Raw genomic sequence first — 25,383 nt, 5'->3', positions numbered from 1 at the left:
GATCGATCTCATGGATCGGTCGATCCGTATCACCGGCTCGATCCTTTCTGATCCATCGCGGCGAATAGGCCTTTCGCAGCACTCCTGCCACAACAGCACCAACGCAGCGACACGCCGCTCTCTTCGTTCGCTGCGCGGTTGCAGATTGCCGTGGAAGGCGGATCGGCTGCACGAATTCGCAGCAGACCGGCCAGGATCGATTTCATGAATCCAGTTGCCGACATCGCTGGTCTGACTGCCTTGTGGCAGAGAACGTCGGGCGGCGACCCCGCGGTGAAGATCGCGATCATCGACGGTCCGGTAGATCTCAATCATCCCTCGCTCAGGCAGGCCCGCGTCGCGATGGGCGGCGAGTTCGTCGCGCCGTCGTCGCCGACGATCCAGTCCGAGCACGGCACGCATGTCACGAGCGTGTTGATGGGCACGCCCGGCAGCCCGGTGCTCGGCGTCGCGCCGAACTGCAGCGCAACCGTGTTCTCGATCTATCGCGAGGGCGCGGCCGGGCAGATCGAGCCGTCCTCGCAGAGCACATTGGCGCTCGCGATCAACCAGGCGCTGGCTGTCGATGCCGACATCATCAACATCAGCAGCGGTCAGCAATCCGCGACGGGACAGGCCGATCGCATTCTGGTCGACGCGGTGCGCGCCTGCGAGCGCGCCGGCAAGCTGATCGTCGCCGCGGCCGGCAATGACGGCTGCCGCTGCGTCCAGGTGCCGGGCAGCCTCTCGTCGGTGCTTGCGGTCGGCGCGTGCGATCTCGTCGGCAACCCGCTGCCGTTCAGCAATTTCGGCGACGCTTATCTGGAGAACGGCATCCTGGCGCCGGGCGAGAACATCGCGGGCGCCTCGCCGGTTCGCAATGTCAGCCTGCGTTCCGGAACGAGCTTCGCTGCACCGATCGTCACCGGCGTCGTTGCGCTGCTGCTCTCATGCCTGCGCCAGAACGGTCGCAAGGCCGAACCGCAAGCCGTCCGCGCCGCGCTGCTCGAAAGCGCGGCGCCCTGCCGGAACGACGGCAGCGCCTCGCGCTGTCTCGCCGGACGGCTCGATATTCCCGCGGCTGTCGCCGCCCTGCTTGGCGAGCAGGCGGACGCCGTCATGCCGTCGGGTGCCACGGCCGCGCCTCCCCGCTTCCGGGGAGTGTCCGCGCGCCCTTTCGTCCAACCGTCATCCGCCGCTCAGCCAACTGCAACCAGAGAGGGTTCCATGGGAGATCTATCAGCAATGTCTGCACCATCGGCTCCGCGCATCTTCGGGCCGGACGGCTCGGTCCTGCGAAGCAGCGCCGGGATCATGCCAAGCGAGGCTCAGCCTGCCGCGCCGGCGGCACCTGCGGCCATGGCCGCCCCCGTTGATCACGGTGTGGTCGCCGCGCCGATCGCTGCACCGGCGCCTTATCCGTATCACGCCCCCCATCCGGGCGGCGACATGGTCTGGATGCCGGCACCGGCACCGCAGATGGTCATGCCGCCGATGATGATGCCGCAGATGGCGATGCCGACGGCCGGCATGATGCCGCAAACCTGGCTGCAGCCGCAGCAGCTGCCCGCGCTGATGCCGAATCACGCGCTTCCGGTCGCAATGCCGCCGGCGCTGCCAATGTACGAAGCGCCTGCGGTACGCACCAGCGGCGAGAAGAGCTGCGGCTGTGGCGGCGGCATGCGCCCGCGGGGCGCGACGGCCGAGTCCACCGGTCAGCTCGCCTTTCCGATCGGCCGGCTGTTCTACGATTTCGGCAAGGAAGCCCGCCTCGACTACTTCGTGCAGTCGATCGCCAACTGGCGCGACAGCCTGATCGGACGTGGCGATCCGGTGTTCGGCCCGGATCGCGATCGCTCCGGCGACACCTCGGCGCCGTACAATCCGGCGATCATGGCGCGCTATCTGCTGAACCAGGCCGAAGGCGAGAGCGCGACGCCGGCCGGCGCCGGCAACAACTTCCCGGACGCCGACGCCATCACCTGGACGATGACGATCGATTCGATCCCGATCTACGCGATCAAGCCGCTCGATGTGTTCGGTCTCGGCTTCTTCGCCGCGCTGATCCTGGCGCTGTGGCATCAGGAGGTCTCGCACGACGATCCCGCGACGACCCGCACCGTGGCGATCGCGACGATGTCGGCCCCCGCCGCCGGCGAACCAAGGCCGACGCGCCCGGCATTCCCGGGGCCTGGCGGCGTTGCGCGGGTTTCGATGGCCGGTTGGGTCGACAGCACCAACACGACCAAGCTGCTCAACGGCACCGTCGTGCCGACGCTGGTGACCGACTGGCGCGGCTTCTACCAGTGGGATCTGTTCACGCTGTTCGGCAAAGACTCCGACCAATGGCCGCCCGGCGCGGAAGGCTTCCTCGAGCGGATCTACAACGAGTTCCGCAATGTCGGTCTCTCGCCGCAGGACCGCGCGCTGAATTATTCCGCGATGAATGCCTACAACACGCGGAAGATCTTCTTTGACGCCGCCGAGAAGGGCCTGCGGCTCGACACCGTCGAGGTCGACCAGAGCGTGATCTGCCGGCCGGACTCGGATTGCCACGACGTGACCTACCGCTTCTTCAACCCGACGCAGGTCCTGACCCAGGCGCGCGAAGTCTATCAGTACACGATCGACGTCAGCGACGTGGTGCCGGTGGCGGTCGGGCCGCTGCGGCAGTGGCAGGTCTATTGACGCGATTGCTCCTCTGCGTCCGGAGGAGATCAGAACGTGGCGCGAATTGGCGTCACGTGGTCCAGGGGATCGACGCGATGAGCGATCCCCTGGGCGACGTCCAGCGACGGCTGCCCCGGTCGGTGCCCACCTCCCGTAGCTGCCGTCAATTCAAACCGAAAGAAGGAGCTGAACATGTACGCAAGGAACGACTTTGAGACCTTCGGCAGCGTGCGTAGCCCGATCCAGTGTGAGGGCATCGAGCGCGGTCCGAAGCGGATTGCCGAAGTGGCGGCCAACGGGTCGGTCAACCCGCAGGGTTGGCAGGACATCGTCGGCGGCGTCGTGCAGGCGCTGCCGGGCGTCCTCGGTGCCTTCGGCATCTGATCGCCAAACTCGGGGCCCGGCACTGTCGGGCCCCACCCATCCTCAAGGAGGCCGACATGATGCAGAAGTCCACCGCGCGGAGCCCGCAGCAGCAGAACGGTCGCCGGATCGAGCCCTCCGGAAAGATCGTCGTGGGATCAGTCGTGAGCCACGCTTCGCTGCTCGCCGCGATCAGCGACCGCAACCCGATCATCGCCAAACGCACCACGTCCGACGAGGACAAATCCTGAAATCGTCGTCACCACCGAACCTAAGGAGCCGATGCCATGGCAAGACCGCCCCGCAAATCCGGATCCGACAGCGCCGCCTCGCCGCCGCCGGCGGAAGCTGCATCCGCAGCGTCTAACTTTGCCGACGCACGGCAGCCGTTGGAGGCAGCCGTTGTCGCCCGTCCGAAGATCGCCACCACGCCTGCGCCGCCGACAACGCCGGCCTACATGGCGCCGCCGCAGGGCCCCGGTGCTCCGCAGCAGATGCGCCATGACGGCTCGCCGCATTCGGAGGCGCGGCTCAACACCGCGATGAAGATCCTGCTCGATCCCACCGCTCGCGCGCTGCCGAGCAAGGTCTATTCCGGACAGGCGCGAAACTGGACCCGTAGACCGTGACCGGCTCGACGCACTGAGCCGCCGCGCTGCGATCCGCTGCCCGAACATGCGACGGCCCGCCCCGACCCGGCGGCGCGGCCGTTGCCGCCTGTCGGAGAGAGACATGAATCAGAACGGCAATCCTCCTCGCGTCAATCTGCGCCGCGCCGCCTGCACCTTTGTGGGCCTCGGGACGCTGCTGTTTCTCGCGGCCGGCACCATGCGGTGGACCGGCGGCTGGATGTTCCTGCTCGAGATCACGATCGGCGGGCTGATCACCGAGGCCTGGCTCGCGAAGCACGATCCGGGTCTGCTGGCGGAGCGCCGCACCGCGCGCGGCCAGGCGGGGTGGGACCGCGTCATCACGACGATCATGCCGCTGTTGTGGCTGACTTGGCTGCCGTTGATGGCGCTCGATGCGGTGCGCTACCAGACATCGTTCGTCCCCTTCGGGCTGCAATGCGCCGGCGCGGTGCTGATCGCCGCATCGTTCTACATCGTCTACCGGACCTACCGCGAGAACAGCTACGCCGCTCCGGTCGTGAAGATCCAGCGCGAGCGCGGGCATGCCGCGGTGACCACGGGGCCGTACGCCTATGTGCGACACCCGATCTATGCCAGCGGCCTCCTGACCTATGTCGGCACGCCGCTGCTGCTCGGATCCTGGTATGGCCTTGCCATCGTGCCGGTCATGGCGGCGCTGCTCGGCTTGCGGTCGATGATGGAGGAGCGGATGCTCACCGCCGAACTCGACGGCTATGCCGACTATCTTGCCCGCGTGCGTTATCGCCTGGTTCCGATGGTCTGGTGAGCGCGTTCCGTATGGCGGAGTTTGCCGCGAACTGGCGGCTTGCCTGATCGGCGGCAATTCCAATAAAGAGAGATCAACGCGCGTTTCCCCGTCTTCGGCCAAACGGCCGGACGACCCGAGGCGAAGCCGCCGCTTTTGCAACGGGCAGGACATTGATGATCGAGGCAGTGATCTGGGATTTCGGCGGCGTCTTGACCACCTCGCCGTTCGAGGCCTTCGCGCGTTACGAGACCGAGCGCGGCCTGCCGATCGACATCATCCGCCGCACCAACGCCGCCAACCATCTCGAGAACGCCTGGGCCAAGTTCGAGCGCGCCGAGATCGGCATCGACGCGTTCGACGCGCTGTTCGCAACCGAATCCAGGGCGCTCGGCGCCGAGGTGCGCGGCAAGGACGTGCTGCCGCTGCTCTCCGGCGACCTGCGTCCCGAAATGGTCGAGGCGCTGAAGCGCATCAAGGCGAAATTCAAGACCGGCTGCATCACCAACAACCTGCCGTCGAACGCAATCGGCAGCCACAGCGGACGCACGCTCTATGTCGCGGAAGTGATGGCGCTGTTCGACCATGTCATCGAGTCCGCGAAGATCGGCCTGCGCAAGCCCGATCCGCGCATCTACCGGATGATGGTGGAGACGCTGCAGGTGAACCCGAACAACTGCGTGTATCTCGACGATCTCGGCGTCAATTTGAAGCCGGCGCGCGAGATGGGCATGACCACGATCAAGGTGGCGAATGCCGCGCAGGCGATCTCCGAGCTCGAAGCGGCGACCGGCCTCACGCTGAGGTGAAGCGGCCTCACCGCATATTCACGCCGCATTCAGGCGGCGATCTCTAATTCTCAGCCTCCCCCTGGGTCACGGCGCGCCCATGAAATCGCATCGTGATTCCTTTCCTGGTCTGAGCATGACGTTCCGGACAACCTGCACCCGCTGCTCCCGGATCATGCCTGCGGAGGCACATCCCATGAAACGTCTCGTCGTCGCCCTGGTCTCGGCCGGTTCGCTGCTGGTCTCGGTCGCAGCGTTCGCGCAATCAACCTCAGCCCCGGCACCGGCAGCAGCGCCGGCGGCGGCTCCCGCATCGGAGATCACGTCCGCGGCTCCGGTGCCTGGTGCGAAGCGCGCGGCCTGCCAGAGCGCGGCGAAGGCGCTGAAGGGTCAGGAGCGGCACGACCAGATGCAGCTCTGCATGGCGCAGGCGCATCTCGACTGCCTGAAGCAGGCGATCGACCAGAAGATCGTCGGCCCGCAGCGCAAGGATTTCGTCAAGAGCTGCGCGGGCTGACGGTAGCCGGGCTGCGAGATTCTTCTCCTTCCCCCTGAAAGGGGGAAGGTCCGGATGGGGGTCGGCCGCAGACGCCGGTGTTGTGGTGAGAGTAGATCCCCACCCGCTTTGCTCTGGCGAGCAAAGCGACCTCCCTTTTCGAGGGGAGGTTCGAGCTACACGCGAGCAACCGTAGCCCGTATTGCGCTCGGCGGAATACCCCCGAACCATGCGCTAAACCCATGCCTTTGCGGCCAAACGAGCCTTGTGCTTTGCCCGCAACGGGCGCAGAACAGGTCCGAGTTCAAGGCAAATTCGGAGCTGATCCTCGTGGCTGACACCAGGCCCACCGCCTCGATCGAGGCCGTGGAAAGCGGCCTCGCCGCGCAAGGCTATATTGCGAGCCGGCAGATCGCGACCGCGGTCTATCTCTCGCAGCAGATCGAGAAGCCGATCCTGGTCGAGGGCCCTGCCGGCGTCGGCAAGACCGAGCTCGCGAAGGCGATCGCCGCCTGGCGCGGCATGAAGATGATCCGCCTGCAGTGCTATGAGGGCCTCGACGAGGCCAAGGCGCTGTATGAGTGGAAATACGCCAAGCAGCTGCTCTACACCCAGATCCTGAAGGACAAGCTCGGCGAGGTGCTCGGCGGCGCGCAGTCGCTGGCCGCTGCGCTTGACCAGCTCCACACCTTCGGCGACGTGTTCTTCTCCAAGGAATTCGTCGAGCCGCGGCCGCTGTTGCAGGCACTGGAGCAGCCGGCCGGCTGCGTGCTCCTGATCGACGAGATCGACAAGTCGGACGCCGAATTCGAATCGCTGCTGCTGGAAATCCTCTCGGACTTCCAGGTCACGATCCCCGAACTCGGCACCGTCTCCGCAGTGGCGCCGCCGACCGTGATCCTGACCTCGAACAGCGAGCGCGATCTCGGCGATGCCTTGAAGCGCCGCTGCCTGCATCTGCATATCGGCTTCCCCGAGCAGAAGCTGGAAGAGCGCATAGTCGAGAGCCGGGTGCCCGGCATCTCGCAGACCTTGCGCAAGCAGATGGTCGGCTTCATCCACGAGATTCGCTCGCTGGACCTCAAGAAGCTGCCCTCGGTCAGCGAGGCGATCGACTGGGCGCGCGTGCTGGTGCTGTTGCAGGCGAGCGAGCTCGACACCGAGATCGTCAAGGACACGCTCAACGTGCTCCTGAAATACGAGGCCGACATCGAGGCCGCGACGCCGCAGATCTCGTCCTTCATCGCCAAGGCGTCGCGCCAGGGCGTGTTCAGCTAGACCATTATGCGCGAGAACCTGCATCGCTTCTTTCGTGCGGCGCGGGGAGCCGGGGTCCGGGTCTCGCCCGCCGAAAGCATCGATGCGATGCGGGCGGTCGCCCAGGTCGGCTTTGCCGACCGCGACATCCTGCGCGACACGTTCCTGCTGACGCTTGCCAAGACCCAGGACGAGAAGCGCGCGCTCGGCGAATGCTTCGACCTGTTCTTCAGCCAGCCCGAGCCGCAGCAGGATAGCGCCGAGCAGAACAAGACCGACGACGACAACAGCGAATCCGGCGCCAATCCGCCGGCCGACGAGCATGGCGATGCGGCGGGCGACGCCGCCAACGAGAATCTCGGGCCGCTGGCCCAGATGCTGCTGTCGCAGGATCGCTCCGCGATATCGACGGCGATCGCCAATGCCTCCGGCGCCGCCTCGCTGCCCGACATCCGCTATTTCACCCAGCGCGGCATCTTCCAGACCCGTATCCTCGATGCGATGGGCATCCAGCGCCTGCGCGACGATATCGACGAGCAGACTACGCGCAATCCCGCGCTCGCCGAGCGGCTGCAGGAGGCGCTCAACGGCCTGCGCGGCACGGTTCGCGACGCGGTATCGCAAGCCCTGCTGCTCTATGGGCGCGAGGAGGCCGAAAATCTGCGCAACGAGATCTTGCGCAACGCCCCGCTGGCGCGGATCGAACCGCGCCAGGTCGAGCAGATGCGGGCGCTGATCCGCCAGATCGCGCGCCGGCTGCGCGAGCGTTACTCCAAGCCGCGCAAGCGCCAGCGCCGCGGCCATCTCGACGTCCGCCGCACGCTAAGGCGGAACGCGGCCTGGGGCGGCGTACCCTTCCTCACCGCATGGAAGCGCAAGCATCGCGACCGGCCGAAGATCATAGCGTTATGCGACGTCTCGGGTTCGGTCGCCCGCGTCTCGGACTTCTTCCTGCTCCTGATCCACAGCCTGCACGAGGTCGTCGACGACGTCCGCTCGTTCGCCTTCTCGGGCCACCTGATCGAGGTCAGCGACATTCTGGAATCCAACTCGCCGGAAGAAGCGATGAAGGAGATCATGTCCAAGGTCGGCTTCGGCTCGTCCGACTATGGCAATTCCTTCGCCGATTTCGAGGACAATTGGATGAGCGCGATCACGCCGCAGACCACGGTGATCGTGCTCGGCGACGCCCGCAGCAACAATCTCGATCCGCGCGCCGATATCCTGCGCCGCATCGGCGAGCGCTCCAAGCGGCTGGTGTGGCTCAACCCCGAAGGCCGCATGGTCTGGGGTTTTGGCGATTCCGAGATGCCGCGCTACGCGACGTTCTGCACTGTCGTGCGCCAATGCGCGACTGCCCAGCAGCTCGAGCGCGCCGTCTCCGACATCGTGGCGACGTATCAATAGGCAATCCGGCCAGCGTGCTAGATCACGAGCGATTCGCTGTTGAACAGCCAGGCGGCGAACGCAACCAGCGTCAGCGCGATCGATGCGCAGACACTGACGAGCTTGATCGTCGTGATCGCCTTCAGCATCGAGATGGACCGCGCCGCCGCATGCGGGTCGCCGCGCAGCAGCAGCCACGCCAGCAGGCAATCCTCGATCAGGTCGCCGAGCAGATACACCGCCGGCACGACCAGGCCGAGCCACGCCGCAGCCGGATAGGTCTGGTTGAGCCAGTATGACGACGCCGCGCCCATCGCGCCCGCCAGCGCCAGCATGACGATCAGATCGAACGGAAACAGGATCGGGAAGACATACTTCATCCGGAGATCGGATTGCACGAGCTTGCCGAGCTGATCGCCGCTGTAGCTCAGCGTCTTCTCCGGAAAGCGGGTCGGGAATTTGCTCGCGAAAGCGCGATCGGAGTAGCGGCCGACCCACCAGAACAGTCCGAACGCAATCACCACCAATCCCGCGAGAATAACCGTCACGAGAGCTTGGTGGCTCATGCCGATCGGTTCCTGTCCTGCTTGGGGAAGCTGCGGAAAGCCGCAGGCAAGATGATCGCGCGCACCGGCGAAGTCCCTGAAAGGGAGAAAAATATCGACGCAATATCGCAATGACAGGCGGCGAGATTCCCATCTTTTCAAAAGTGTTGCAATTGAATTCTGCGGATCGCCGGCGTTCATGCCGCGTACACAGAACCGTCTTCAATTGAAGATTGAATCTTCCCCATGTTCTGCCGTACATAGAGGTCGCAAGATTTTCACGGCGGCCGCGGGGGCACCGGATGCCGAAGGATATTGTGATTTGTTGCGACGGCACCGGCAACGAGATCGGCGCCAATATTTCCAACGTGCTGAAGCTGTTTCGCGTCGCCGACAAGGATGACCGCCAGCGCATCTACTATCATCCGGGTCTCGGCACGATCGGCCTGCAGAACAGCTGGGGCCGCTTCAAGCAGGAAGTGCGCGGTCTTTTCGGGCTGGCGTTCGGCGCGGGTCTCGACGAGGACACGCTTGGTGCCTACCGGTTTCTGTGCCGGCTCTGGGAGCCCGGCGACCGGGTCTGGATGTTCGGCTTCAGCCGCGGCGCCTATACCGTGCGCACGCTGGCGGCCTTCGTCCATGTGATGGGCCTGTTGCCGGTCGACCAGCTCGACCTCGCAAGCTACGCCTTCGGCACCTACAAGAAGGCCAGCGCGGACGCCCAGAAGTCCGACGGAACGTTTGACCCTGCCCCGTTGAAGGAGGTCTGGCACTTCAGCCAGATCGCCGGCGGGCGCAACATCGACATCGAGTTCGTCGGCGTCTGGGACACCGTGGCCTCGATCATCGTGCCGCGGCAGGACAACTTCCTGTTCGACATCCAGACGCTGCTGTTCACCCGCACCAACTCCAGCGTCAAACGCTTCCGCCAGGCGATCTCGATCGACGAGCGCCGGCGCATGTTCCGCCTCAACCGCTGGATCGAGCCGCAAAAGTTCCGCTCCGATCCGTTCAATCCGGCAACCGAGGTCGAGCAGGATATTCGCCAGGTCTGGTTCGCCGGCGTGCACTCCGACGTCGGCGGCGGCTATCCGGAGGACCAGAGCGGCCCGTCGAAATTTCCGCTGATCTGGATGCTCGAGCAGGCCAAGGCCGCCGGGCTGCACATGGATCAGGCACTGATCGATCATCTCGCCTGGGGGATGCCGCTGCCGCCACACAAACACGACTACGTGCCGCCGAGCGCGACGGCCCCGCTGCACAATTCGCTGACCGGCGCCTGGGAAATCCTGGAATGGATTCCGAAGAGCGATAAATGGAAGGAATGGCCGGAGCGGAAGTCCTTCCTCGGCTTCTATCTGCCGATGGGCGAGCCAAGGCCAATACCGGAGGGCGCGATCATCCATGCCTCGGTGGTGGAGCGCATGGAGAAAGATCCGACCTACAAGCCGATCAACCTGCCGACGACCTACGAGGTCGAGCCAATGACGCCGCCGCCCGCCCCGACGGCCTGACAAGTCTACGCGTCGATCGCGTCCTTGATCCGCTTGCGGCTGAGCGGCAGGTCGCGCAACCGCTTTCCGGTCGCATGCGCGACGGCGTTGGCGAGCGACGCCGCGGCCGGGCCCTGCCCGGTCTCGCCGCTGCCGAGGAACGGCTGGCCTGGGCGGTTGATGATGTGGACGGCGATGCTGTCGGGCACGGCATTGAAGCGCAGGATCGGGTAGGTCTGCCAGTCGATGCTGGTAATCCTCGCGTTGTCGAAGGTGACGCTTTCATAGAGCGTCCAGCTCGCCGACTGCACGATCGCGCCTTCGATCTGGTTGGTAATGCCATCCGGGTTGACGACCTGGCCGGCATCGACGGCAGCGACGGCGCGCACCAGGTGAGCCCGCCCGGTCTCGCGATCCACCTCCACCTCGGATGCTATGGCGCAATAGGCGGCGAGATTCTTGTAGCGCGCGAATGCGAAGCCGTAGCCGCGATTTTGCGGCGCTCTCCTGCCGGGCGTCCAGCCGAATTCCTGCGCGGCTTTCTCGACCACCGCGCGACCGCGCGCATCGTCGAGATGCCTCAAGCGAAACGCGACCGGATCGGTTTCGGCGAGATCGGCCAGCTCATCCATGAAGCTCTCGATCGAGAATACATTGTGATAGGCGCCGAGCGCGCGCATCGCCGAGATCCGCAAAGGCATCGCGGCAATGAAGTGATGCATCACATCCGCGTTCGGGAAGTTGTAGATCGGGATCGCATTGCGATCGCCGCCGCCTTCCGGCAGCGGCAGCGGTTTTGGCGACGGCACCGCAAACGACCGCGCCATGTGCTGGGCCGCAAGCAGCGAGCCGGCGCCGCCCGGCCGCATCGAATGCGTGTTGCTCCACACCGCAAAATTCCAGTCGGCGATCTTGCCGTCGGCCGTGAGCGAAGCGCTCAGCTTCGTCACCATCGCCGGACCATAGGGCTCCCAGCCGTGCTCCTGCTCGCGCATCCACTGCACCCGGACCGGGCGGCCGGGCAGCGCGCGGGCAATCAGCGCGGCGTCGGCCGCGGCATCGTCGGCGCCGTTGTGGCCGTAGCATCCGGAGCCTTCGACATGGATCAGGCGAACGCTGGCGAGCGGCATGCCGAGCATCTCGGCGATCGCCTGCCGATCGGGATAGACGCCTTGGGTATGCGTCCATACTGTCATAGCGCCATCGACGAACTGCGCAACTGCGCAAGACGGCCCGATCGAGCCGTGCGACTGGTAGGGCCGCGTATAGGTCGCTTCGAGCGATCTCGTGCCGCTCACTGCGGGATCGCTGCGCTCGAAAATCGCAAAGTCCTGCGCCGGCAGCGCGGTCAGCACATTTGCCAGATCCTGCTGGCTCGGCAGCTTCGCGCTCTCCCGCCATTTCGCGGCGGCCGATAACGCATGCATGGCCTTGACCGCCGAAAACTCCTTCTCCGCCACCACGGCGAGGAAATTGCCGTCCCGCACGATTCCGATCACGCCGGGCATCTTCTCGGTCGCGGCCGTGTCGCATTCGATCAGCTGCGCGCCGTAACTCGGCGGACGCGCCACGCGCGCATGAACCATGCCGGGAAGCCGGATGTCCTGCACATAGGCGGCGCCGCCGGTCACCTTGGCCGGAATATCGACGCGTGGCACCGGCTGGCCCATCACCGTGAAATTCGACGGATCCTTCAGTCGCGACGCCGGCTGCGCCTCGACATGCAGCATATCCGCGGCGACAAGCTCGCCATAACCCAGGCGCCGGCCATCGGGGGCGATCACCGTCGCATTCTCGGTCCGCAAGCTCTCGGGCGGCAGGTCGAACCGCCTCGCCGCCTCCGCGACCAGCAATGCGCGCGCCTGCGCCGCGGCGTGCAGGATCGCGGTGCCGCTGTCCTGCATCGAATGGCTGCCGGAGGTGTAGCCTTCGTTCGCCGTGAGCTTCGTATCGGCAGTGATGACTTTCAGCGCGTCGAAGGGAATATCGAGCTGCTCGGCCGCGATCTGCTGGAACGCGGTGCGGAAGCCCTGGCCGAGCTCGGCCTTGCCCGTGAAGGCCGTGATCCGGCCGTCGGCATCGATGCGGATCCAGGAGTCCAGATTGGGCGAGGTTGCGAGGCTGCCCGGCAGCTTCGGGCCCCTCTGCTCCTGCGCCACCGCATGGCGCAGTGAGAAGCTGACGATCAGCGCGCCGCCACCGGCCAGCACGCGGCGGCGATCGAGAACCATCGACGCGGTCATCGGACGCTCCTGTCGCTTGCGGCGGCGGCCGTATCCATCAGCATGGCGGCGCGATGCACCGCACGCAGGATGCGCATATGGGTGCCGCAACGACAGAGATTGGGCTCCAGCTCGGCGCGGATCTGCGCATCCGATGGCTTCGGATTGCGCATCAACAGCGCCTGCGCCCGCATCATCATCCCGGCGATGCAGTAGCCGCACTGCGCCGCCTGCTCCTCCATGAAGGCGCGCTGGATCGGCGCCGGCGCCGTCACGGTGCCGAGCCCTTCCAGCGTTGTCACCTGCTTGCCTTCGACCAGCAGCAGCGGCGTGACGCAGGACAGCACCGCCTTGCCGTCGACGATCACGGTGCAGGAGCCACATTGCCCGAGCCCGCAACCGAACTTGGCGGCATTGAGCGCAAGATCGTTGCGCAGCACATAGAGCAGCGGCGTATCCGGATCGGCATCGACCTGATGATCCCGGCCATTGACCTTCACTGTCGTCATGGCTTGCCTCGCTGATTGGTTTCCGCAGGCGTGTCACGCGCAGCAAGCGACGTGGCCTGCGCCGCGCGCGCCTCGCGCACGGCCTTGTCGAGATCGTTCCACGCCGGCTGCTTGCCGAACCTGGCACGCAGATAGTTCGCGAGCGCAATCAGCTGCGCGTCGTCGATGCTGGCCGCGAAGCCCGGCATGATCGGGCTGCGCTCGCCCGCGACGGCGCCGACGCCCGTCAGCACGATGTTGAGCAGGTTGCGCGGATCGGGGCTTGTGATCGCCGTGCTCAGCGCGAGATTGACGCCGCCATAGGGCAGCGCCCGATTGCCCTGATGGCAGGCTGCGCAGGTCGCGGCATAAATCGCCGCGCCTGGCGCGTTGGCTTGCGCGGCATCCTCTGATGCCGATTGCGCCACAGCGTCAGCGGGCTGTTTGCGATCCGGCGGCGGCGCGCCCGAAATATCAGCCATGTAGATGGCGATCGCGCGCACATCGCTGTCGGCGGCATCAGCCAGATTGCCGGCCACTTCAGCCATCGGCCCGCGTGCGGTGCCGTGATCGCTTTGCCAGCCGTGGCGCAGATAGCTGTACAACGCGTCGACCGTCCACCGCACCGGCGCGGGCGAAGTGTCGTTCAGCGCGTAGGCGCGCCAATTGTCGACATCGCCGCCGGAGAACTGCGCAGTGACCCGCTCGGCGCCAAGCGCGTTGCGCGGCGTGTGGCAGGCGCCGCAATGCGCGAGCCCCCCTACCAGATAGGCGCCGCGGTTCCATTCCGCTCCCTTCGCCGGATCGGAGGGAACGTCGCCGCCACGCAGATACAACAGCTTCCATCCCGCAATCAGCGGCCGATAGTTCAGCGGAAACGCCAGCTGATTCGCCGGCGGCGATGCGTGCACCGGCTGCCGCGTCATCAGGAACGCGTACAGCGCCCGGTCGTCCGCATCGGAGACGTTGGTGAAATGGTCATAGGGAAAGGTCGGGTAGAGATGCCGGCCGTCGCGGGCCACGCCCGAGCGCATCGCACGGACGAAGGCCGCCTCCGGCCAGTCCCCGATGCCGGTCTCGGCATCCGGCGTGATGTTCGACGAGAAGATGGTGCCGAACGGCGTCGGAACCGGCAGTCCGCCAGCGTAGTTGGGGCCGCCTTGCACGGTATGGCAGGTGTTGCAATTGCCGATCGCGGCGAGATCGCGGCCGCGCTTGACGATGTCAGGGGCGAACGTGTCGGGCCGCGGCGGCGCAATGGCCGCGATCTGCGGCCGCCAGGCGACCGCGACACCCATGGCCGCGCCCGCGACCAGCACGATCGCGGCAATGCCTGTGATGAACCGCAGCTGACGAGCCATGCCCGAATTGAGTTTGTTGTTGGGACGTGTATTAACACGTTTCGTTCCGGTATCGTTCGACCAGAAGACCTCGATCACCGCCTGTTGACCCCAAGGAAATCCGGGGGAATCCCAAAGGGATCATGCAAGGGATCATGACCTTCCAGCCCGCCCTCGATCGTGCATCCGCTCCGCCCCGCGACGCGCGATCCGTGCTCAGTTCCGTATTCGGCCTGTCAGGTTTCCGTGGTGCGCAGGAAAAGATCATCCGCCACGTCACCGATGGCGGCAATTGCCTGGTGCTGATGCCGACCGGCGGCGGCAAGTCGCTGTGCTATCAGCTGCCGTCGCTGCTACGCGACGGCTGCGGCATCGTCGTGTCGCCCTTGATCGCGTTGATGCGAGACCAGGTCGCGGGCCTCACCGAGGCCGGCGTCAACGCCGCGGTACTGAACTCGACGCTGTCTTATGAGGAAGCCTCGGAAGTCGAGCGGCGACTGCTCGCCGGCGATCTCGATTTGCTCTATGTCGCGCCGGAACGGCTGCTGACGCCGCGCTGCCTCAATTTGCTCAGCCAGGCGCAAATCGCGCTGTTTGCGATCGACGAAGCGCATTGCGTCTCGCAATGGGGCCATGACTTCCGCCCGGAATATATCGGCCTGTCCGCACTCGCCGAACGCTTTCCCAAGGTGCCACGCATCGCGCTGACGGCGACTGCGGACGCGCTGACGCGAAAGGAGATCGCCGAACGTCTCTCGCTGACCGACGCGCCGGAGTTCGTCGCAAGCTTCGACCGCCCCAATATTCGCTACGAGATCGTCGACAAGCAGAACGCCACCACGCAGCTGAAGAGCTTCATCAGGGAGCGGCATGCCGGCGACGCCGGCGTGGTCTATTGCCTGTCGCGCGCCAAGGTCGAGGACGTCGCGGCGGCGCTCAGCGAGGCCGGTATTGCCGCGCTGCCCTATCACGCCGGGCTCGACGCCGGCGTGCGTGCCCGGCATCAGGACCGCTTCCTCAATGAGGACGGCATCGTCATTGTCGCCACGATCGCGTTCGGCATGGGCATCGACAAGCCCGACGTGCGCTTTGTCGCGCATCTCGATTTGCCGAAGAGCATCGAGGCCTATTACCAGGAGACCGGACGCGCCGGCCGTGACGGCAAGCCGTCGGCGGCGTGGATGGCCTACGGCCTCTCCGACATCGTGCAGCAGCGCCGCATGATCGATGAATCGACCGGCTCCGACGCCTTCAAGCGTGTCTCGATCGGCAAGCTCGACGCGCTGGTCGCGCTGGCCGAGACCGTGCACTGCCGGCGGCAGCGCCTGCTCGGCTATTTCGGCGAGACCCGCACCGACGAAAGCTGCGGCAATTGCGACAACTGCCTGACGCCGCCGCGTGTCCGCGACGGCAAGGTGCTCGCCCAGAAGCTGTTGTCCTGCGTCTATCGCACCGGGCAGCGCTTCGGCGCCATGCACCTGATCGACGTGCTGGTCGGACGGCTGACCGAACGGGTCAAGCAGTTCAATCACGACCAGCTGTCGGTGTTCGGCATCGGCCGCGAGCTCAATGAGAAGCAATGGCGCGCGGTGCTGCGCCAGCTGGTGGCGATGGGCCATCTGCGCGCCGACAGCGACGCCTTCGGCGCGCTGAAGTTGACCGACAGCGCGCGCGGCGTGCTGAAAGGCGAGACCGCGGTGATGCTGCGCGAGCAGCCGGAAGGCGCACGCAACCGCGCGGTGCGCAGCAAGTCGCGCCGCGGCGAGCTCGCGCCGGCCGCCGACAGCCCCGGCGGCATCGCCAGTCCCGCGTTGCATGCGGCCCTGCGCGCCTGGCGTTCGGAGGTCGCGCGCCAGCGCGGCGTGCCGGCCTATGTGGTGCTGCACGATTCGACCATCGATGGCATCGCCGCCATGCGTCCGGACACGCTGAGCGATCTGCGCAACATCGCCGGGATCGGCGACAAGAAGCTCGAGCATTACGGCGACGAGCTGATCCGGATCGTGAAGTCCAACGACGGCTGAGCGGCACGCAGAAACTCAAACCGGTCCAAGCGCGCTTGTTTGACTGCGATCACACGCTGCCCGAGGAGCGGCGCATCTCTATGCAATCCCGACCGAGCCTGCTCCGGATACCGCGGCCATCGTTCCCGCGGCATAGGAGCCATACCCGGCGCGGCACCGCATGTGCTTGCGGGCCGCGCCGCCCTCGCCCTAATCTTTCCGTCGTCGCGTCCAACGAGGCGCAGGCAAGACATAACGAAGATAAGGGACGAGACAGGCCATGGCTCAGGAGAGCACCGCGCGCAAGGCTGCGCGCCCTGCCGAAAGTGGAACGTTCGACGCCGTGGTGATCGGCGCAGGGTTTGCCGGCATGTACATGCTGCACCGGCTGCGCGGGCTCGGCTTCACCGCGCGGGTCTATGAGGCCGGCGGCGGCGTCGGCGGCACCTGGTACTGGAATCGCTATCCCGGCGCGCGCTGCGACGTCGAGAGCCTGCAATATTCCTTCTCGTTTTCCGAGGAACTCGACCAGGACTGGAGCTGGTCGGAGAAATATTCTCCGCAGCCCGAAATTCTCGCCTATGCCAACCATGTCGCCGACCGCTTCGACCTGCGCAGCCAGATCGTCTTCGACACCCGCGTCACGGCGGCGACCTTCGACGAGGAGGCAGGCAATTGGTCGATCGAAACCGATCGCGGCGACAAGGTCACCGCCAAATTCTGCATCATGGCGGTCGGTTGCCTGTCGGCACCGAACCGCCCCGCCTTCGCCGGGATGGCGGATTTCCGTGGGCCGATCTATCACACCGGCGAATGGCCGCATGACGGTGTCGACTTCAGCGGTCTGCGCGTCGGTGTCATCGGCACCGGCTCGTCGGCGATCCAGTCGATCCCGATCATCGCGCAGCAGGCGTCCGAGCTCACCGTGTTCCAGCGCACCGCGACCTGGTCGGTGCCGGCATGGAACGAGCGGCTGTCCGCTGAGTATCTGAAGGAAGCCAAGGCGCATTATCCGGAGCTGCGCGCGAAAGCGCGGGCGCGGCCGACCGGCTTCTACTTTCAGTTCAATGCCCAGCCCGCGCTGCAGGCAAGCGAGCAGGAGCGCGAGCGGCTCTACGAGGAGGCCTGGCAGCGCGGCGGCCTGCCCTTCCTCGGCGCGTTCGGCGACCTCCTGTTCGAGAAGGCCGCCAACGACACCATCGCCGATTTCGCGCGCGAGAAGATCCGCGGCATCGTCAAGGATCCCGCCACCGCCGAGCTGCTGTGCCCGCAAAACGTGTTCGGCTGCAAGCGGCTCTGTGTCGATACCAACTATTTCGAGACCTACAATCTGCCGCATGTGAAGCTGGTCGACGTGTCGAGGACACCGATCGAGCGCTTCACCGCCGAGGGCATGGTGGTCGACGGCACCGAGTACAAGTTCGATGCGATCGTCTCCGCCACCGGCTTTGCCGCCATGACGGGCTCGTTCGACAAGATCGCGATCACCGGCCGCGGCGGGCAGACGCTGGCAGAGAAATGGCGCGCCGGCCCGCGCGCCTATCTCGGCCTTGCCTCGGAAGGGTTTCCGAACCTGTTCATGATCACCGGGCCCGGCAGCCCGTCGGTGCTCGCGAGCATGATCCAGGCGATCGAGCAGCATGTCGACTGGCTGGCGGATTGCATCAGTCACATGCGCGACATCGGCGCCGGCACGATCGAGGCGATCCGCGACGACGAGGATGCCTGGGTCGCCCATGTCAACGACGTCTCCACGGTCTCGCTGCGCTCGACCTGCAGCTCCTGGTATGTCGGCGCCAACATCCCGGGCCGTCCGCGCGTGTTCATGCCCTATATCGGCGGCTTCCCGATCTATGTGCAGAAATGCAATGAGGTGATGAATTCGGGCTATGACGGCTTCGTGCTGCAGGGCGGCCGCAACGGCAATGCGCCGCCGCAAGTCCGCTTCACCGAGCGCTGGCAGGTGCCGCTCGACATCGAGGTGATCTCGCCGGCGGCGGTCGCCGCCAAGCGCGTCCCCGTGGTCTGAGCCTCGGCCGTATCGCCGCCGGGATTGCGCATGATAGTGTCGCGCCGGCCCGCGTGTCGCGTCGCGGGCCGCACGGAGGACGATGGCCGACACGGCATTGCAGGGATTGGTCGAGCGGATCGGCGCGGATCACGTCGTGCGCCGGCTTGGAATCGAGGCCGCGCATGAGAAGCAGCTGTTCGGCCAGGGCACACTGGTGTTCAACGTCGAGAACTGGAAGCTGGCGCCGTGGATCGTCGAGACCGCACTCAAGCTGGTGGGCCTGCATGGCCGCGCGCGCCGCAACGCCGACCGGGTCGAGGTGCGGCGCAATCTGGTGACGTCGGCGCGCCTGCCGGCGGCCTTCGACGGCTTCACCATCCTTCATCTGAGTGACCTCCACGCCGATATCAGCCAAGGCGCGATGCGGCATCTGGCCGACATCGTGCGCGATATCGCCTGCGACATCTGCGTGCTGACCGGCGATTATCGCGGCAGGACGTTCGGCCCGTTCGAGACCAGCCTCGCGCTGATGAAAGATCTCTGCGCGCGGATCAAGCTGCCGCTCTATGGCATCCTCGGCAATCACGACAGCATCCGGATGACGCCGGCGCTGGAAGCGATGGGCATCCGGATGCTGTTCAACGAGCAGGAGCCGATCACGCGCGATGGCGCGACCATCCATCTCGCCGGCATCGACGATGCGCATTTCTATCGCACCGACGACATTGCAAAGGCCGCCGCGGCGATCCCGCGCGATGCGTTCTCGATCCTGCTCGCGCACACGCCGGAATCCTATCGCGCGGCGGCCGCGGCCGGCTTCGACCTGATGCTGAGCGGCCATACCCATGGCGGCCAGCTCTGCCTGCCCGGCGGCATCGCGATCAAGCTGGAGGCGCGGCTGCCGCGCCGGATGGGCAGAGGCGCCTGGCGGTTCGGTGAACTCGCCGGCTACACATCAGCCGGCGCCGGCACCAGCCTTGCGCCGGTGCGGTTGAACTGCCCGGCCGAGATCACGGTGCATACGCTGCGGCGGTTGAGCTAACTGAGATGCGCAGGATGGGTAGAGCGCTGCGATCGACCTCACACGCGGAACGATGATGGGTTTCGCTTCGCTCTACCCATCCTATGAACAGCGGTCGGAGGCGGGCATTGCCAAAATATCGAAAACAACCCCATGCACAGTAGCCGGCGGCTGCCGGACGCCGCAGTCACAGGTAAAATCGTATGGCTGACAGCCCCATATGGTCGCCTGCCGTAACGATAGGGAGAAGCGGTAGCGGAGGTCTCAATTGCCCTTCTTCGCGTTCGCGCTCTGCTCGTTCACCGTGCAGGTGATCAACAGGGTGTAGCTGCGGGCATCCTTGGCGATATCGGAGGTCTCCTTCTTCGTCCCGTCGCGCCATTCGGCGGTCCGGTACATCACCGCGCTGTTGTCGAGGAAGTCGCGCAGCGCGCCGGTCTTGATGGCGAAGTTGATGTTTTCCGGGATCGATCCCGTGGCCCGCGCCATCCTGACCGCGTCGAGCTTCGCGGCCACCACGCCGACCACGGCGCCGCCGAGATCGAACAGCGGCCCGCCGCTGTTGCCGGGCTGGACCGCGGCGCTGATCTGCAGATGACGCGTGTCGTTGAGGATGCCGCTCAGCGAGGAGACGATGCCCGTGGTCACGGTGAAATCGGATGTCAGCAGGCCATGATAGGGATAGCCGATCGCCACCACCCCGTCGCCAACCCGAATCGAGTTCAGCCGGATGCTCGCGACATCCTTGAACGGGGACGGAGCCTGCAGCAGCGCGAGATCGTTGGTCTCGTCGTCGGACACCAACCGCAATTTGACCGCCGCCGCGCCGCTCAGATTGCCGGTAATCTCGCTGCAACCATCGACGACATGATGGTTGGTGACGACGTGGCCGCTATCGCTGACGACGAAGCCGGTGCCGGTCCCCGATCTCGCCTGCTTCGCCGGTGGCGCGTTGGGTGCTGCCGCCTGCTGCGGCGGCGCAGCCACAGGCTTTGTCGCGACAGCGAACTCGCCGGCATTGGCGACGCCGTTCTTCTTCACCGAGACGACGCAGTTGAGCAGCGCGGGCAGCAATTGTCCGGTTTGATTCAGGTTGAACTGAAACAATTGTCCCTGCGCGAATGCCGTCATCTGGCGTGCCTTGCGGAACTGATTGATCAGGTTGGAGGTCACCGGCATCTCGATATTCACGAGCTTCTCGCCGAGCGGCATGCCGTAGACGTTGAACGCCGGCTGGCCGTCGAAGGTCAGCGCCAGCGGAAAGGCCTCACCCGGCGTCAGGCGCCAGCTCTCATGGGCAAAGCCCAGCCGCCAGCTGCCAGTCGCGGTAATCGCCACCACGAAGTAGATCCCGCTCTGATAGACCGTCCCCGCCGAGCAATGCGTGAATGCACCGCTCTTGTCGTCGGTGAAGGCGCCGCCCTTCCAGTTGCCGACCGAGATCGAGCCGTAGGGACCGCGGGCGTTCGACGGAGTTGCGGACGCAAGAAGCCACGCGGCCGCAATGGCCGCCCAGATCGCAACTCTCATGACGCATACTCCCCAGCCACAACCCATCATAGGAGGCGGGGAAATTCATCCGCAAGTGGTGCGCGGCTTGGCCATTGGTCCAGCGGCCACGCAATACCGCCGCAGATGAGGCAACCGCCACACCCTCAGGTTACGGAGGAAATGTTCCTACTTTGTTCCTGAAATGTCAACCCGGACATATTCCAATCGCCAAGGCAGGCGGACGCTATTGCGGCTCGCGGGCCGAAGATTGCGCCGGCGGATTTGGATCGCTGAACCAGTACCACGATGCGAAGGCATGCACGCCGACGCCGATCAGGAAGATGCCGGCATAGAGCTCGACCTCGCTGTTCATCGCCAGCAGGCGAGCGCGCGGCGTATGACCTTGGCTCTGGTAAGCCCAGAACCAATGCCCCATCGCGACGATGCCGACGCCGAGCGCGGCGATGGCTCGGCCGCCCGCATTCATCATCCTCACGCGAAGGTCTCCCGACTCGCCCGGCGCCCGGAAAAATACCGGGCGAAGCTGACACCGACCTGACGTGGTCCGGGCGTAGCCCGGATGAAGCGAAGCGTAATCCGGGGTAATCTCTCCGCGGCGAGAATCCCGGATTTCGCTCCGCTCCATCCGGGCTACGATTCTTCCCCTTCCCCCCTGAAAGGGGGAAGGTCGGGATGGGGGTCAGCAGCAGACGATGCTGTTTGCGGAGAGAGAAGACCCCCACCCGCTTTGCTCTAACGAGCAAAGCGACCTCCCCTTTTCAAAGGGGAGGTTTGGAGCAGCGTGACCCGTCCCCTCAGCCGTTCCTGAACGCGTAGGCGTAGCCGTTGAGCGCCGGTGCGCCGCCGAGATGGGCGTAGAGCACCTTCGACCCGGCCGGGAAGAAGCCCTTCTGCACCAGATCGATCATGCCCTGCATCGACTTCCCCTCGTAGACGGGGTCGGTGATCATGCCCTCGAGCCGCGCGCTGAGCCGGATCGCCTCCTTGGTCTCTTCCGACGGCACGCCATAGGCGGGATAGGCGTAGTCCTCGATCAGCACGACATCATCCTCGACGATATCGCGGCCGAGCTCGACCAGCTTCGCGGTGTTCTGCGCGATCGACAGCACCTGCGCCTTGGTCTGCGCGGGCGTGAACGAACCGTCGATCCCGATCACGTTGCGCGCGCGCCCGTCGGCAGCAAAACCGACCAGCATGCCGGCATGGGTCGAGCCGGTCACGGTGCAGACGACGATGTAGTCGAACTTGACGCCGAGCTGGCGCTCCTGCACGCGCACCTCTTCGGCGAAGCCGACATAGCCGAGCCCGCCATATTTGTGCACGGAGGCGCCGGCCGGAATGGCGTAAGGCTTGCCGCCCGAGGCCTTCACCTCCTCGATCGCCTGCTCCCAGCTCTTGCGGATGCCGATGTCAAAACCTTCGTCGACCAGGCGCACATCGGCGCCCATCACGCGCGAGAGCAGGATGTTGCCGACGCGGTCATAGACTGCGTCCTCATGCGGCACCCAGCTTTCCTGCACCAGGCGGCATTTCATGCCGATCTTGGCCGCGACGGCTGCCACCATGCGGGTGTGGTTCGACTGCACGCCGCCGATCGACACCAGCGTGTCGGCGTTGGAAGCGATCGCGTCGGGGATGATGTATTCGAGCTTGCGCAACTTGTTGCCGCCATAGGCGAGCCCGGAATTGCAATCCTCGCGCTTGGCATAGAGCTCGACCTTGCCGCCGAGATGCTTTGACAGCCGATCGAGCTTCTCGATGGCGGTCGGCCCGAATGTGAGCGGATAGCGCGCGAACTTCTCCAGCATGCTGGCATCCTCTTTGGTGTCTTTGGAACGCGGCCAGACCTACCACTCCATGCGCGAAAGGTGCTCTCTAAGTCGGCCTGCCGGATTATTGAAGATTGCCGAACTTGCTCCAGATGATATGTTTTCTTTCATATTTCCTGCCAACAATGAGAGATTCTTCCATGTCTGCCCGGCTCGACCGCATCGACCTCAAGATGTTGAGATTGCTGCAGAAGAACGGCCGGCTCAGCAATGCCGAGCTGGCCGATCAGGTCGGCGTCAGCCCCGCGACCTGCCATCGCCGGACCCAGGCGCTGTTCGATGAGGGCTATCTCAGCGGCGTCCGCGCCATGGTCGCGCCGCGCAAGGTCGGCAAGGGCACGCTGGTGATGGTCGGCGTCGTGCTCGACCGCTCGACGCCGGAGAGCTTTGCGAGCTTCGAGCAGGCGGTGGCGAAACTGAAGTTCGTGCTCGACTGTCACCTCGTCGCCGGCGACTTCGATTATTTCCTGAAGATCCGTGTCGGTGACATGGAGGATTTCAACCGCATCCATGGCGACCAGCTGATCGCGTTGCCCGGCGTGCGGCAGACCCGCACCTTCTTCGTGATGAAGGAGGTGGTGGACAATGCGGCGCTGGAGTTCTGAGGCTGATGTGAACTGCGGCAGGTGTGCTCGCGGTGAACCGTCGGATCGACGGTGATGTCCCCGCGCACCCCCTGTCATCGCCCGGCTCGCCGCCTCCGCTAAAGCTTCGGCGCGCCTGTGACTCGTGGCCTCGTCGAAGCCTTGGCGAAGACGGGACCGGGCGATCCAGTATTCCAGAGACGCCAGCGTTTGAATCGAGAAGCCGCGGCGTACTGGATCACCCGCTTTCGTGGGTGACGACGGTTGAGGGTGTGGAAACGGCGGAGGTCTAAGCCGCGCTGTCGATCAGCGGCCGGGCTGGCCGGGAGGAGTAATCCTTTCATCCGACTTGATGAGGTGCGCAAACCGGCGCAGTCTCGCAAGAATCCGCAGGGCTGCAGGCGCGCGCGGACGCGGGGAAAAATTGATCCGCGGGTGACCATCATGAACGTCGCGACGATGAGACTGGTCATACCGCTGCTGGCACTCGCCGTCGGCGGCGCGGCGGCGCTCGTCTTCGGCATCCAGCAAACCCGGCAGATCCTCGGCGTGAGCCCGCGTCTGATGGCGACGGCGCCATCCGCCCCGGCGGCTCCCGCGCAAGACCAGGACAAGACCGCGTTGGCCAAGGCGCAAACCGAGACCGCGGCGCTCGCCAACGCGCTGGGACCGTCGCCAGCGCCGGGCGGCGACGCGGTGCCGGAATTCGACGTCGTCGACGTCGAGCCGACCGGCGAGACCGTCGTTGCCGGCCGGGCGCTGCCGGGCGCAACGGTGGAACTGCTGCGCAACGGCGAGGTGCACGATCGCGCCGTAGCGGACAAATCCGGCCAGTTCGTCATGGTGCCGCGCCCGCTTCCGCCGGGAAACCATGACCTGACCCTGCGCATGACGCGTGACGGCAAGCAGGCGACCTCGAAGCAGAGCGTGGCCGTGGCGCTCGAGGCTGCGGCAAGGGAGCGGCCGATGGTGGCGCTGATGGCGCCGGACAAGCCGGTCCGCGTGCTGTCGCAACCTGCGCCCGCTTCGCCGGCGGCCGGGAAAGTCGCTGTGGAGGCTGTCGAGACCGAACCGGGCGGCAAGCTCCATGTGAGCGCTCAGGCAACGCCGGGCGCGACGGTCAGGCTCTATCTCAACGACAGCCTGATCACGTCAGCGACCGCCGACGCGACGGGACACCTTTCGGTCACGATCAACAAGGGTGTAGCGACCGGCGATTATCGGGTCCGGCTTGACGCCGTCGATCCCGCCTCCGGCAAGGTCCGCGCGCGTGCCGAGGTGCCGTTCAACGTTCCCGACACGACGACCACCGCATCGGTTCCGGTGCCTGCGGCGTCATCCGGCACACCGCAGCTCGCAGCGGCAACCACCGCCGCCCCGAGCTCGCCCTCTGCCGTGATCGTGCCGAAGATCACCACGACCACCGTCGCCCGCGGCGACAGTCTGTGGCGGATCAGCCAGCGCGCATTGGGTGCCGGGCAGCGCTACGCGGTGATTTATCGGGCAAACCACCAGCAGATCCGCAATCCCAATCTGATCTATCCCGGCCAGGTCTTCGTCCTGCCGACGCGGTGACACCGGCTTCCTGCCCCTCGTCACTTGCCAGGGGATTTCAGGAAAGCCACGATCCTGGCGCGATCCTCCGCCGCGCGCACGCCGGTATACGGCTTCATGCCGTTGCCCGACACCACGGCTTCGGGATCCTCAATGAAGCGCAACAGCGTGCTCTCATCCCAGACGATGCCGGATGATTTCATCGCCTCCGAATAGGCAAAGTTCGCGACCGATCCGGCCTTGCGGCCGATGATCCCGTGCAGGTTCGGGCCGACGCGATTGTCGCCGTCCTTGACGGTGTGGCAGGTACGGCAGGAATTGTTGAACGCCTGCTCGCCGGACACGCCCGCATCCTCGCCACGCGACGGCGACAGCGGCAGGGACGCCAGCCCGCAAACAACGACGATGAATCCTGGTCGCATCGATCACTCCGTCGGACGGTGC

Annotated in this window: 23 protein-coding genes; 15 read left to right on the top strand and 8 right to left on the bottom strand. The window is 65.6% G+C overall.

The window, feature by feature from the left end:
• Positions 1-204 precede the first annotated feature (204 nt).
• From XH92_RS03125 to XH92_RS03085, 9 genes are all read left to right on the top strand, one after another.
• Entirely contained in the window at positions 205-2,667 is a 2,463-nt protein-coding gene (locus XH92_RS03125; protein ID WP_194457923.1) for a S8 family serine peptidase, read from the top strand.
• Positions 2,668-2,841: 174 nt separating this feature from the next.
• Positions 2,842-3,033, top strand: coding sequence for a hypothetical protein (locus XH92_RS03120; protein WP_074131494.1), 192 nt, complete (start codon positions 2,842-2,844; stop codon positions 3,031-3,033).
• A 56-nt stretch (positions 3,034-3,089) separates the two neighbouring features.
• Positions 3,090-3,263 carry a hypothetical protein gene (locus XH92_RS03115; protein ID WP_194457922.1) on the top strand — a complete coding sequence of 58 codons (174 nt, stop codon included), beginning with the start codon at positions 3,090-3,092 and terminating at the stop codon, positions 3,261-3,263.
• A 36-nt stretch (positions 3,264-3,299) separates the two neighbouring features.
• Entirely contained in the window at positions 3,300-3,641 is a 342-nt protein-coding gene (locus tag XH92_RS03110) for a hypothetical protein (RefSeq protein WP_194457921.1), read from the top strand.
• A 103-nt stretch (positions 3,642-3,744) separates the two neighbouring features.
• Positions 3,745-4,431 (top strand): isoprenylcysteine carboxylmethyltransferase family protein, encoded by a 687-nt coding sequence (locus XH92_RS03105; RefSeq protein ID WP_194457920.1) that lies wholly within the window; start codon positions 3,745-3,747, stop codon positions 4,429-4,431.
• Positions 4,432-4,586: 155 nt separating this feature from the next.
• Positions 4,587-5,219, top strand: coding sequence for an HAD-IA family hydrolase (locus XH92_RS03100; protein WP_194457919.1), 633 nt, complete (start codon positions 4,587-4,589; stop codon positions 5,217-5,219).
• Positions 5,220-5,394: 175 nt separating this feature from the next.
• Positions 5,395-5,715 (top strand): hypothetical protein, encoded by a 321-nt coding sequence (locus XH92_RS03095; protein ID WP_194457918.1) that lies wholly within the window; start codon positions 5,395-5,397, stop codon positions 5,713-5,715.
• Positions 5,716-6,018: 303 nt separating this feature from the next.
• On the top strand, positions 6,019-6,972 hold the full coding sequence (locus XH92_RS03090; RefSeq protein WP_371818122.1) for an AAA family ATPase: 954 nt from the start codon (positions 6,019-6,021) through the stop codon (positions 6,970-6,972).
• A gap of 6 nt (positions 6,973-6,978) precedes the next feature.
• On the top strand, positions 6,979-8,358 hold the full coding sequence (locus XH92_RS03085) for a VWA domain-containing protein (protein WP_194457916.1): 1,380 nt from the start codon (positions 6,979-6,981) through the stop codon (positions 8,356-8,358).
• A gap of 17 nt (positions 8,359-8,375) precedes the next feature.
• On the opposite strand, the gene XH92_RS03080 is transcribed toward XH92_RS03085, so the two are convergent.
• Entirely contained in the window at positions 8,376-8,903 is a 528-nt protein-coding gene (locus XH92_RS03080) for a hypothetical protein (RefSeq protein ID WP_246788197.1), read from the bottom strand.
• 281 nt (positions 8,904-9,184) lie between these two features.
• On the opposite strand from XH92_RS03080, the gene XH92_RS03075 reads away from it, so the two are divergent.
• Positions 9,185-10,396, top strand: coding sequence for a DUF2235 domain-containing protein (locus tag XH92_RS03075; protein ID WP_194457915.1), 1,212 nt, complete (start codon positions 9,185-9,187; stop codon positions 10,394-10,396).
• A 5-nt stretch (positions 10,397-10,401) separates the two neighbouring features.
• Here the strand turns inward: XH92_RS03075 and XH92_RS03070 are convergent, their stop codons facing one another.
• From XH92_RS03070 to XH92_RS03060, 3 genes are read right to left on the bottom strand one after another with little or no spacing between them, the layout of a single operon-like run.
• Complete coding sequence (locus tag XH92_RS03070; RefSeq protein WP_194457914.1) at positions 10,402-12,618, bottom strand: molybdopterin cofactor-binding domain-containing protein; 2,217 nt, start codon at positions 12,616-12,618, stop codon at positions 10,402-10,404.
• On the bottom strand, positions 12,615-13,106 hold the full coding sequence (locus tag XH92_RS03065) for a (2Fe-2S)-binding protein (RefSeq protein WP_194457913.1): 492 nt from the start codon (positions 13,104-13,106) through the stop codon (positions 12,615-12,617). Before XH92_RS03065 ends, XH92_RS03070 begins: the two co-directional genes overlap by 4 nt.
• Positions 13,103-14,446, bottom strand: coding sequence for a c-type cytochrome (locus tag XH92_RS03060; protein ID WP_194457912.1), 1,344 nt, complete (start codon positions 14,444-14,446; stop codon positions 13,103-13,105). The genes XH92_RS03065 and XH92_RS03060 overlap by 4 nt, the downstream gene beginning before the upstream one ends.
• Positions 14,447-14,580: 134 nt before the next feature.
• Here XH92_RS03060 and recQ point away from each other — a divergent pair, with 134 nt between their 5' ends.
• The 3 genes from recQ to XH92_RS03045 all read left to right on the top strand — a co-directional run bounded on the left by recQ (position 14,581) and on the right by XH92_RS03045 (position 19,481).
• Positions 14,581-16,449, top strand: coding sequence for a DNA helicase RecQ (gene recQ, locus XH92_RS03055; protein WP_194457911.1), 1,869 nt, complete (start codon positions 14,581-14,583; stop codon positions 16,447-16,449).
• A gap of 259 nt (positions 16,450-16,708) precedes the next feature.
• Entirely contained in the window at positions 16,709-18,457 is a 1,749-nt protein-coding gene (locus tag XH92_RS03050; RefSeq protein WP_194457910.1) for an NAD(P)/FAD-dependent oxidoreductase, read from the top strand.
• Between the two features lie 82 nt (positions 18,458-18,539).
• On the top strand, positions 18,540-19,481 hold the full coding sequence (locus XH92_RS03045; protein ID WP_194457909.1) for a metallophosphoesterase: 942 nt from the start codon (positions 18,540-18,542) through the stop codon (positions 19,479-19,481).
• Positions 19,482-19,724: 243 nt separating this feature from the next.
• Here the strand turns inward: XH92_RS03045 and XH92_RS03040 are convergent, their stop codons facing one another.
• The 3 genes from XH92_RS03040 to XH92_RS03030 form a co-directional block, all read right to left on the bottom strand.
• Positions 19,725-20,990 carry a S1C family serine protease gene (locus XH92_RS03040; protein WP_194457908.1) on the bottom strand — a complete coding sequence of 422 codons (1,266 nt, stop codon included), beginning with the start codon at positions 20,988-20,990 and terminating at the stop codon, positions 19,725-19,727.
• 205 nt (positions 20,991-21,195) lie between these two features.
• Complete coding sequence (locus tag XH92_RS03035) at positions 21,196-21,441, bottom strand: hypothetical protein (protein ID WP_246788651.1); 246 nt, start codon at positions 21,439-21,441, stop codon at positions 21,196-21,198.
• A 325-nt stretch (positions 21,442-21,766) separates the two neighbouring features.
• A complete protein-coding gene (locus XH92_RS03030) occupies positions 21,767-22,780 on the bottom strand; it encodes a 1-aminocyclopropane-1-carboxylate deaminase (protein WP_194457907.1) in 1,014 nt (337 codons plus the stop codon).
• Positions 22,781-22,941: 161 nt separating this feature from the next.
• Here XH92_RS03030 and XH92_RS03025 point away from each other — a divergent pair, with 161 nt between their 5' ends.
• Both XH92_RS03025 and XH92_RS03020 read left to right on the top strand, forming a co-directional pair.
• Entirely contained in the window at positions 22,942-23,406 is a 465-nt protein-coding gene (locus XH92_RS03025) for an Lrp/AsnC family transcriptional regulator (RefSeq protein WP_194457906.1), read from the top strand.
• A gap of 423 nt (positions 23,407-23,829) precedes the next feature.
• Complete coding sequence (locus XH92_RS03020) at positions 23,830-24,960, top strand: LysM peptidoglycan-binding domain-containing protein (protein WP_246788195.1); 1,131 nt, start codon at positions 23,830-23,832, stop codon at positions 24,958-24,960.
• Positions 24,961-24,980: 20 nt separating this feature from the next.
• Here the strand turns inward: XH92_RS03020 and XH92_RS03015 are convergent, their stop codons facing one another.
• Positions 24,981-25,361 (bottom strand): cytochrome c family protein, encoded by a 381-nt coding sequence (locus XH92_RS03015; protein ID WP_194457904.1) that lies wholly within the window; start codon positions 25,359-25,361, stop codon positions 24,981-24,983.
• Between the last annotated feature and the right edge of the window lie 22 nt (positions 25,362-25,383).

The sequence above is a fragment of the Bradyrhizobium sp. CCBAU 53421 genome, from assembly GCF_015291625.1.
Lineage (GTDB): Bacteria > Pseudomonadota > Alphaproteobacteria > Rhizobiales > Xanthobacteraceae > Bradyrhizobium.
This window is presented reverse-complemented; position numbering and strand designations above follow the sequence as displayed.

Excerpts from the sequence above, each read along its gene's own strand:
- XH92_RS03050 (WP_194457910.1), top strand. The coding sequence starts at position 16,709 with ATGGCTCAGGAGAGCACCGCGCGCAAGGCTGCGCGCCCTGCCGAAAGT.
- XH92_RS03080 (WP_246788197.1), bottom strand. The coding sequence starts at position 8,903 with ATGAGCCACCAAGCTCTCGTGACGGTTATTCTCGCGGGATTGGTGGTG.
- XH92_RS03040 (WP_194457908.1), bottom strand. The coding sequence starts at position 20,990 with ATGAGAGTTGCGATCTGGGCGGCCATTGCGGCCGCGTGGCTTCTTGCG.
- XH92_RS03070 (WP_194457914.1), bottom strand. The coding sequence starts at position 12,618 with ATGACCGCGTCGATGGTTCTCGATCGCCGCCGCGTGCTGGCCGGTGGC.
- XH92_RS03065 (WP_194457913.1), bottom strand. The coding sequence starts at position 13,106 with ATGACGACAGTGAAGGTCAATGGCCGGGATCATCAGGTCGATGCCGAT.
- XH92_RS03110 (WP_194457921.1), top strand. The coding sequence starts at position 3,300 with ATGGCAAGACCGCCCCGCAAATCCGGATCCGACAGCGCCGCCTCGCCG.
- XH92_RS03015 (WP_194457904.1), bottom strand. The coding sequence starts at position 25,361 with ATGCGACCAGGATTCATCGTCGTTGTTTGCGGGCTGGCGTCCCTGCCG.
- XH92_RS03025 (WP_194457906.1), top strand. The coding sequence starts at position 22,942 with ATGTCTGCCCGGCTCGACCGCATCGACCTCAAGATGTTGAGATTGCTG.
- XH92_RS03085 (WP_194457916.1), top strand. The coding sequence starts at position 6,979 with ATGCGCGAGAACCTGCATCGCTTCTTTCGTGCGGCGCGGGGAGCCGGG.
- XH92_RS03115 (WP_194457922.1), top strand. The coding sequence starts at position 3,090 with ATGATGCAGAAGTCCACCGCGCGGAGCCCGCAGCAGCAGAACGGTCGC.
- XH92_RS03075 (WP_194457915.1), top strand. The coding sequence starts at position 9,185 with ATGCCGAAGGATATTGTGATTTGTTGCGACGGCACCGGCAACGAGATC.
- XH92_RS03020 (WP_246788195.1), top strand. The coding sequence starts at position 23,830 with ATGAACGTCGCGACGATGAGACTGGTCATACCGCTGCTGGCACTCGCC.
- XH92_RS03125 (WP_194457923.1), top strand. The coding sequence starts at position 205 with ATGAATCCAGTTGCCGACATCGCTGGTCTGACTGCCTTGTGGCAGAGA.
- XH92_RS03035 (WP_246788651.1), bottom strand. The coding sequence starts at position 21,441 with ATGATGAATGCGGGCGGCCGAGCCATCGCCGCGCTCGGCGTCGGCATC.
- XH92_RS03100 (WP_194457919.1), top strand. The coding sequence starts at position 4,587 with ATGATCGAGGCAGTGATCTGGGATTTCGGCGGCGTCTTGACCACCTCG.
- XH92_RS03095 (WP_194457918.1), top strand. The coding sequence starts at position 5,395 with ATGAAACGTCTCGTCGTCGCCCTGGTCTCGGCCGGTTCGCTGCTGGTC.
- XH92_RS03045 (WP_194457909.1), top strand. The coding sequence starts at position 18,540 with ATGGCCGACACGGCATTGCAGGGATTGGTCGAGCGGATCGGCGCGGAT.
- XH92_RS03060 (WP_194457912.1), bottom strand. The coding sequence starts at position 14,446 with ATGGCTCGTCAGCTGCGGTTCATCACAGGCATTGCCGCGATCGTGCTG.
- XH92_RS03030 (WP_194457907.1), bottom strand. The coding sequence starts at position 22,780 with ATGCTGGAGAAGTTCGCGCGCTATCCGCTCACATTCGGGCCGACCGCC.
- XH92_RS03120 (WP_074131494.1), top strand. The coding sequence starts at position 2,842 with ATGTACGCAAGGAACGACTTTGAGACCTTCGGCAGCGTGCGTAGCCCG.
- XH92_RS03105 (WP_194457920.1), top strand. The coding sequence starts at position 3,745 with ATGAATCAGAACGGCAATCCTCCTCGCGTCAATCTGCGCCGCGCCGCC.
- recQ (WP_194457911.1), top strand. The coding sequence starts at position 14,581 with ATGACCTTCCAGCCCGCCCTCGATCGTGCATCCGCTCCGCCCCGCGAC.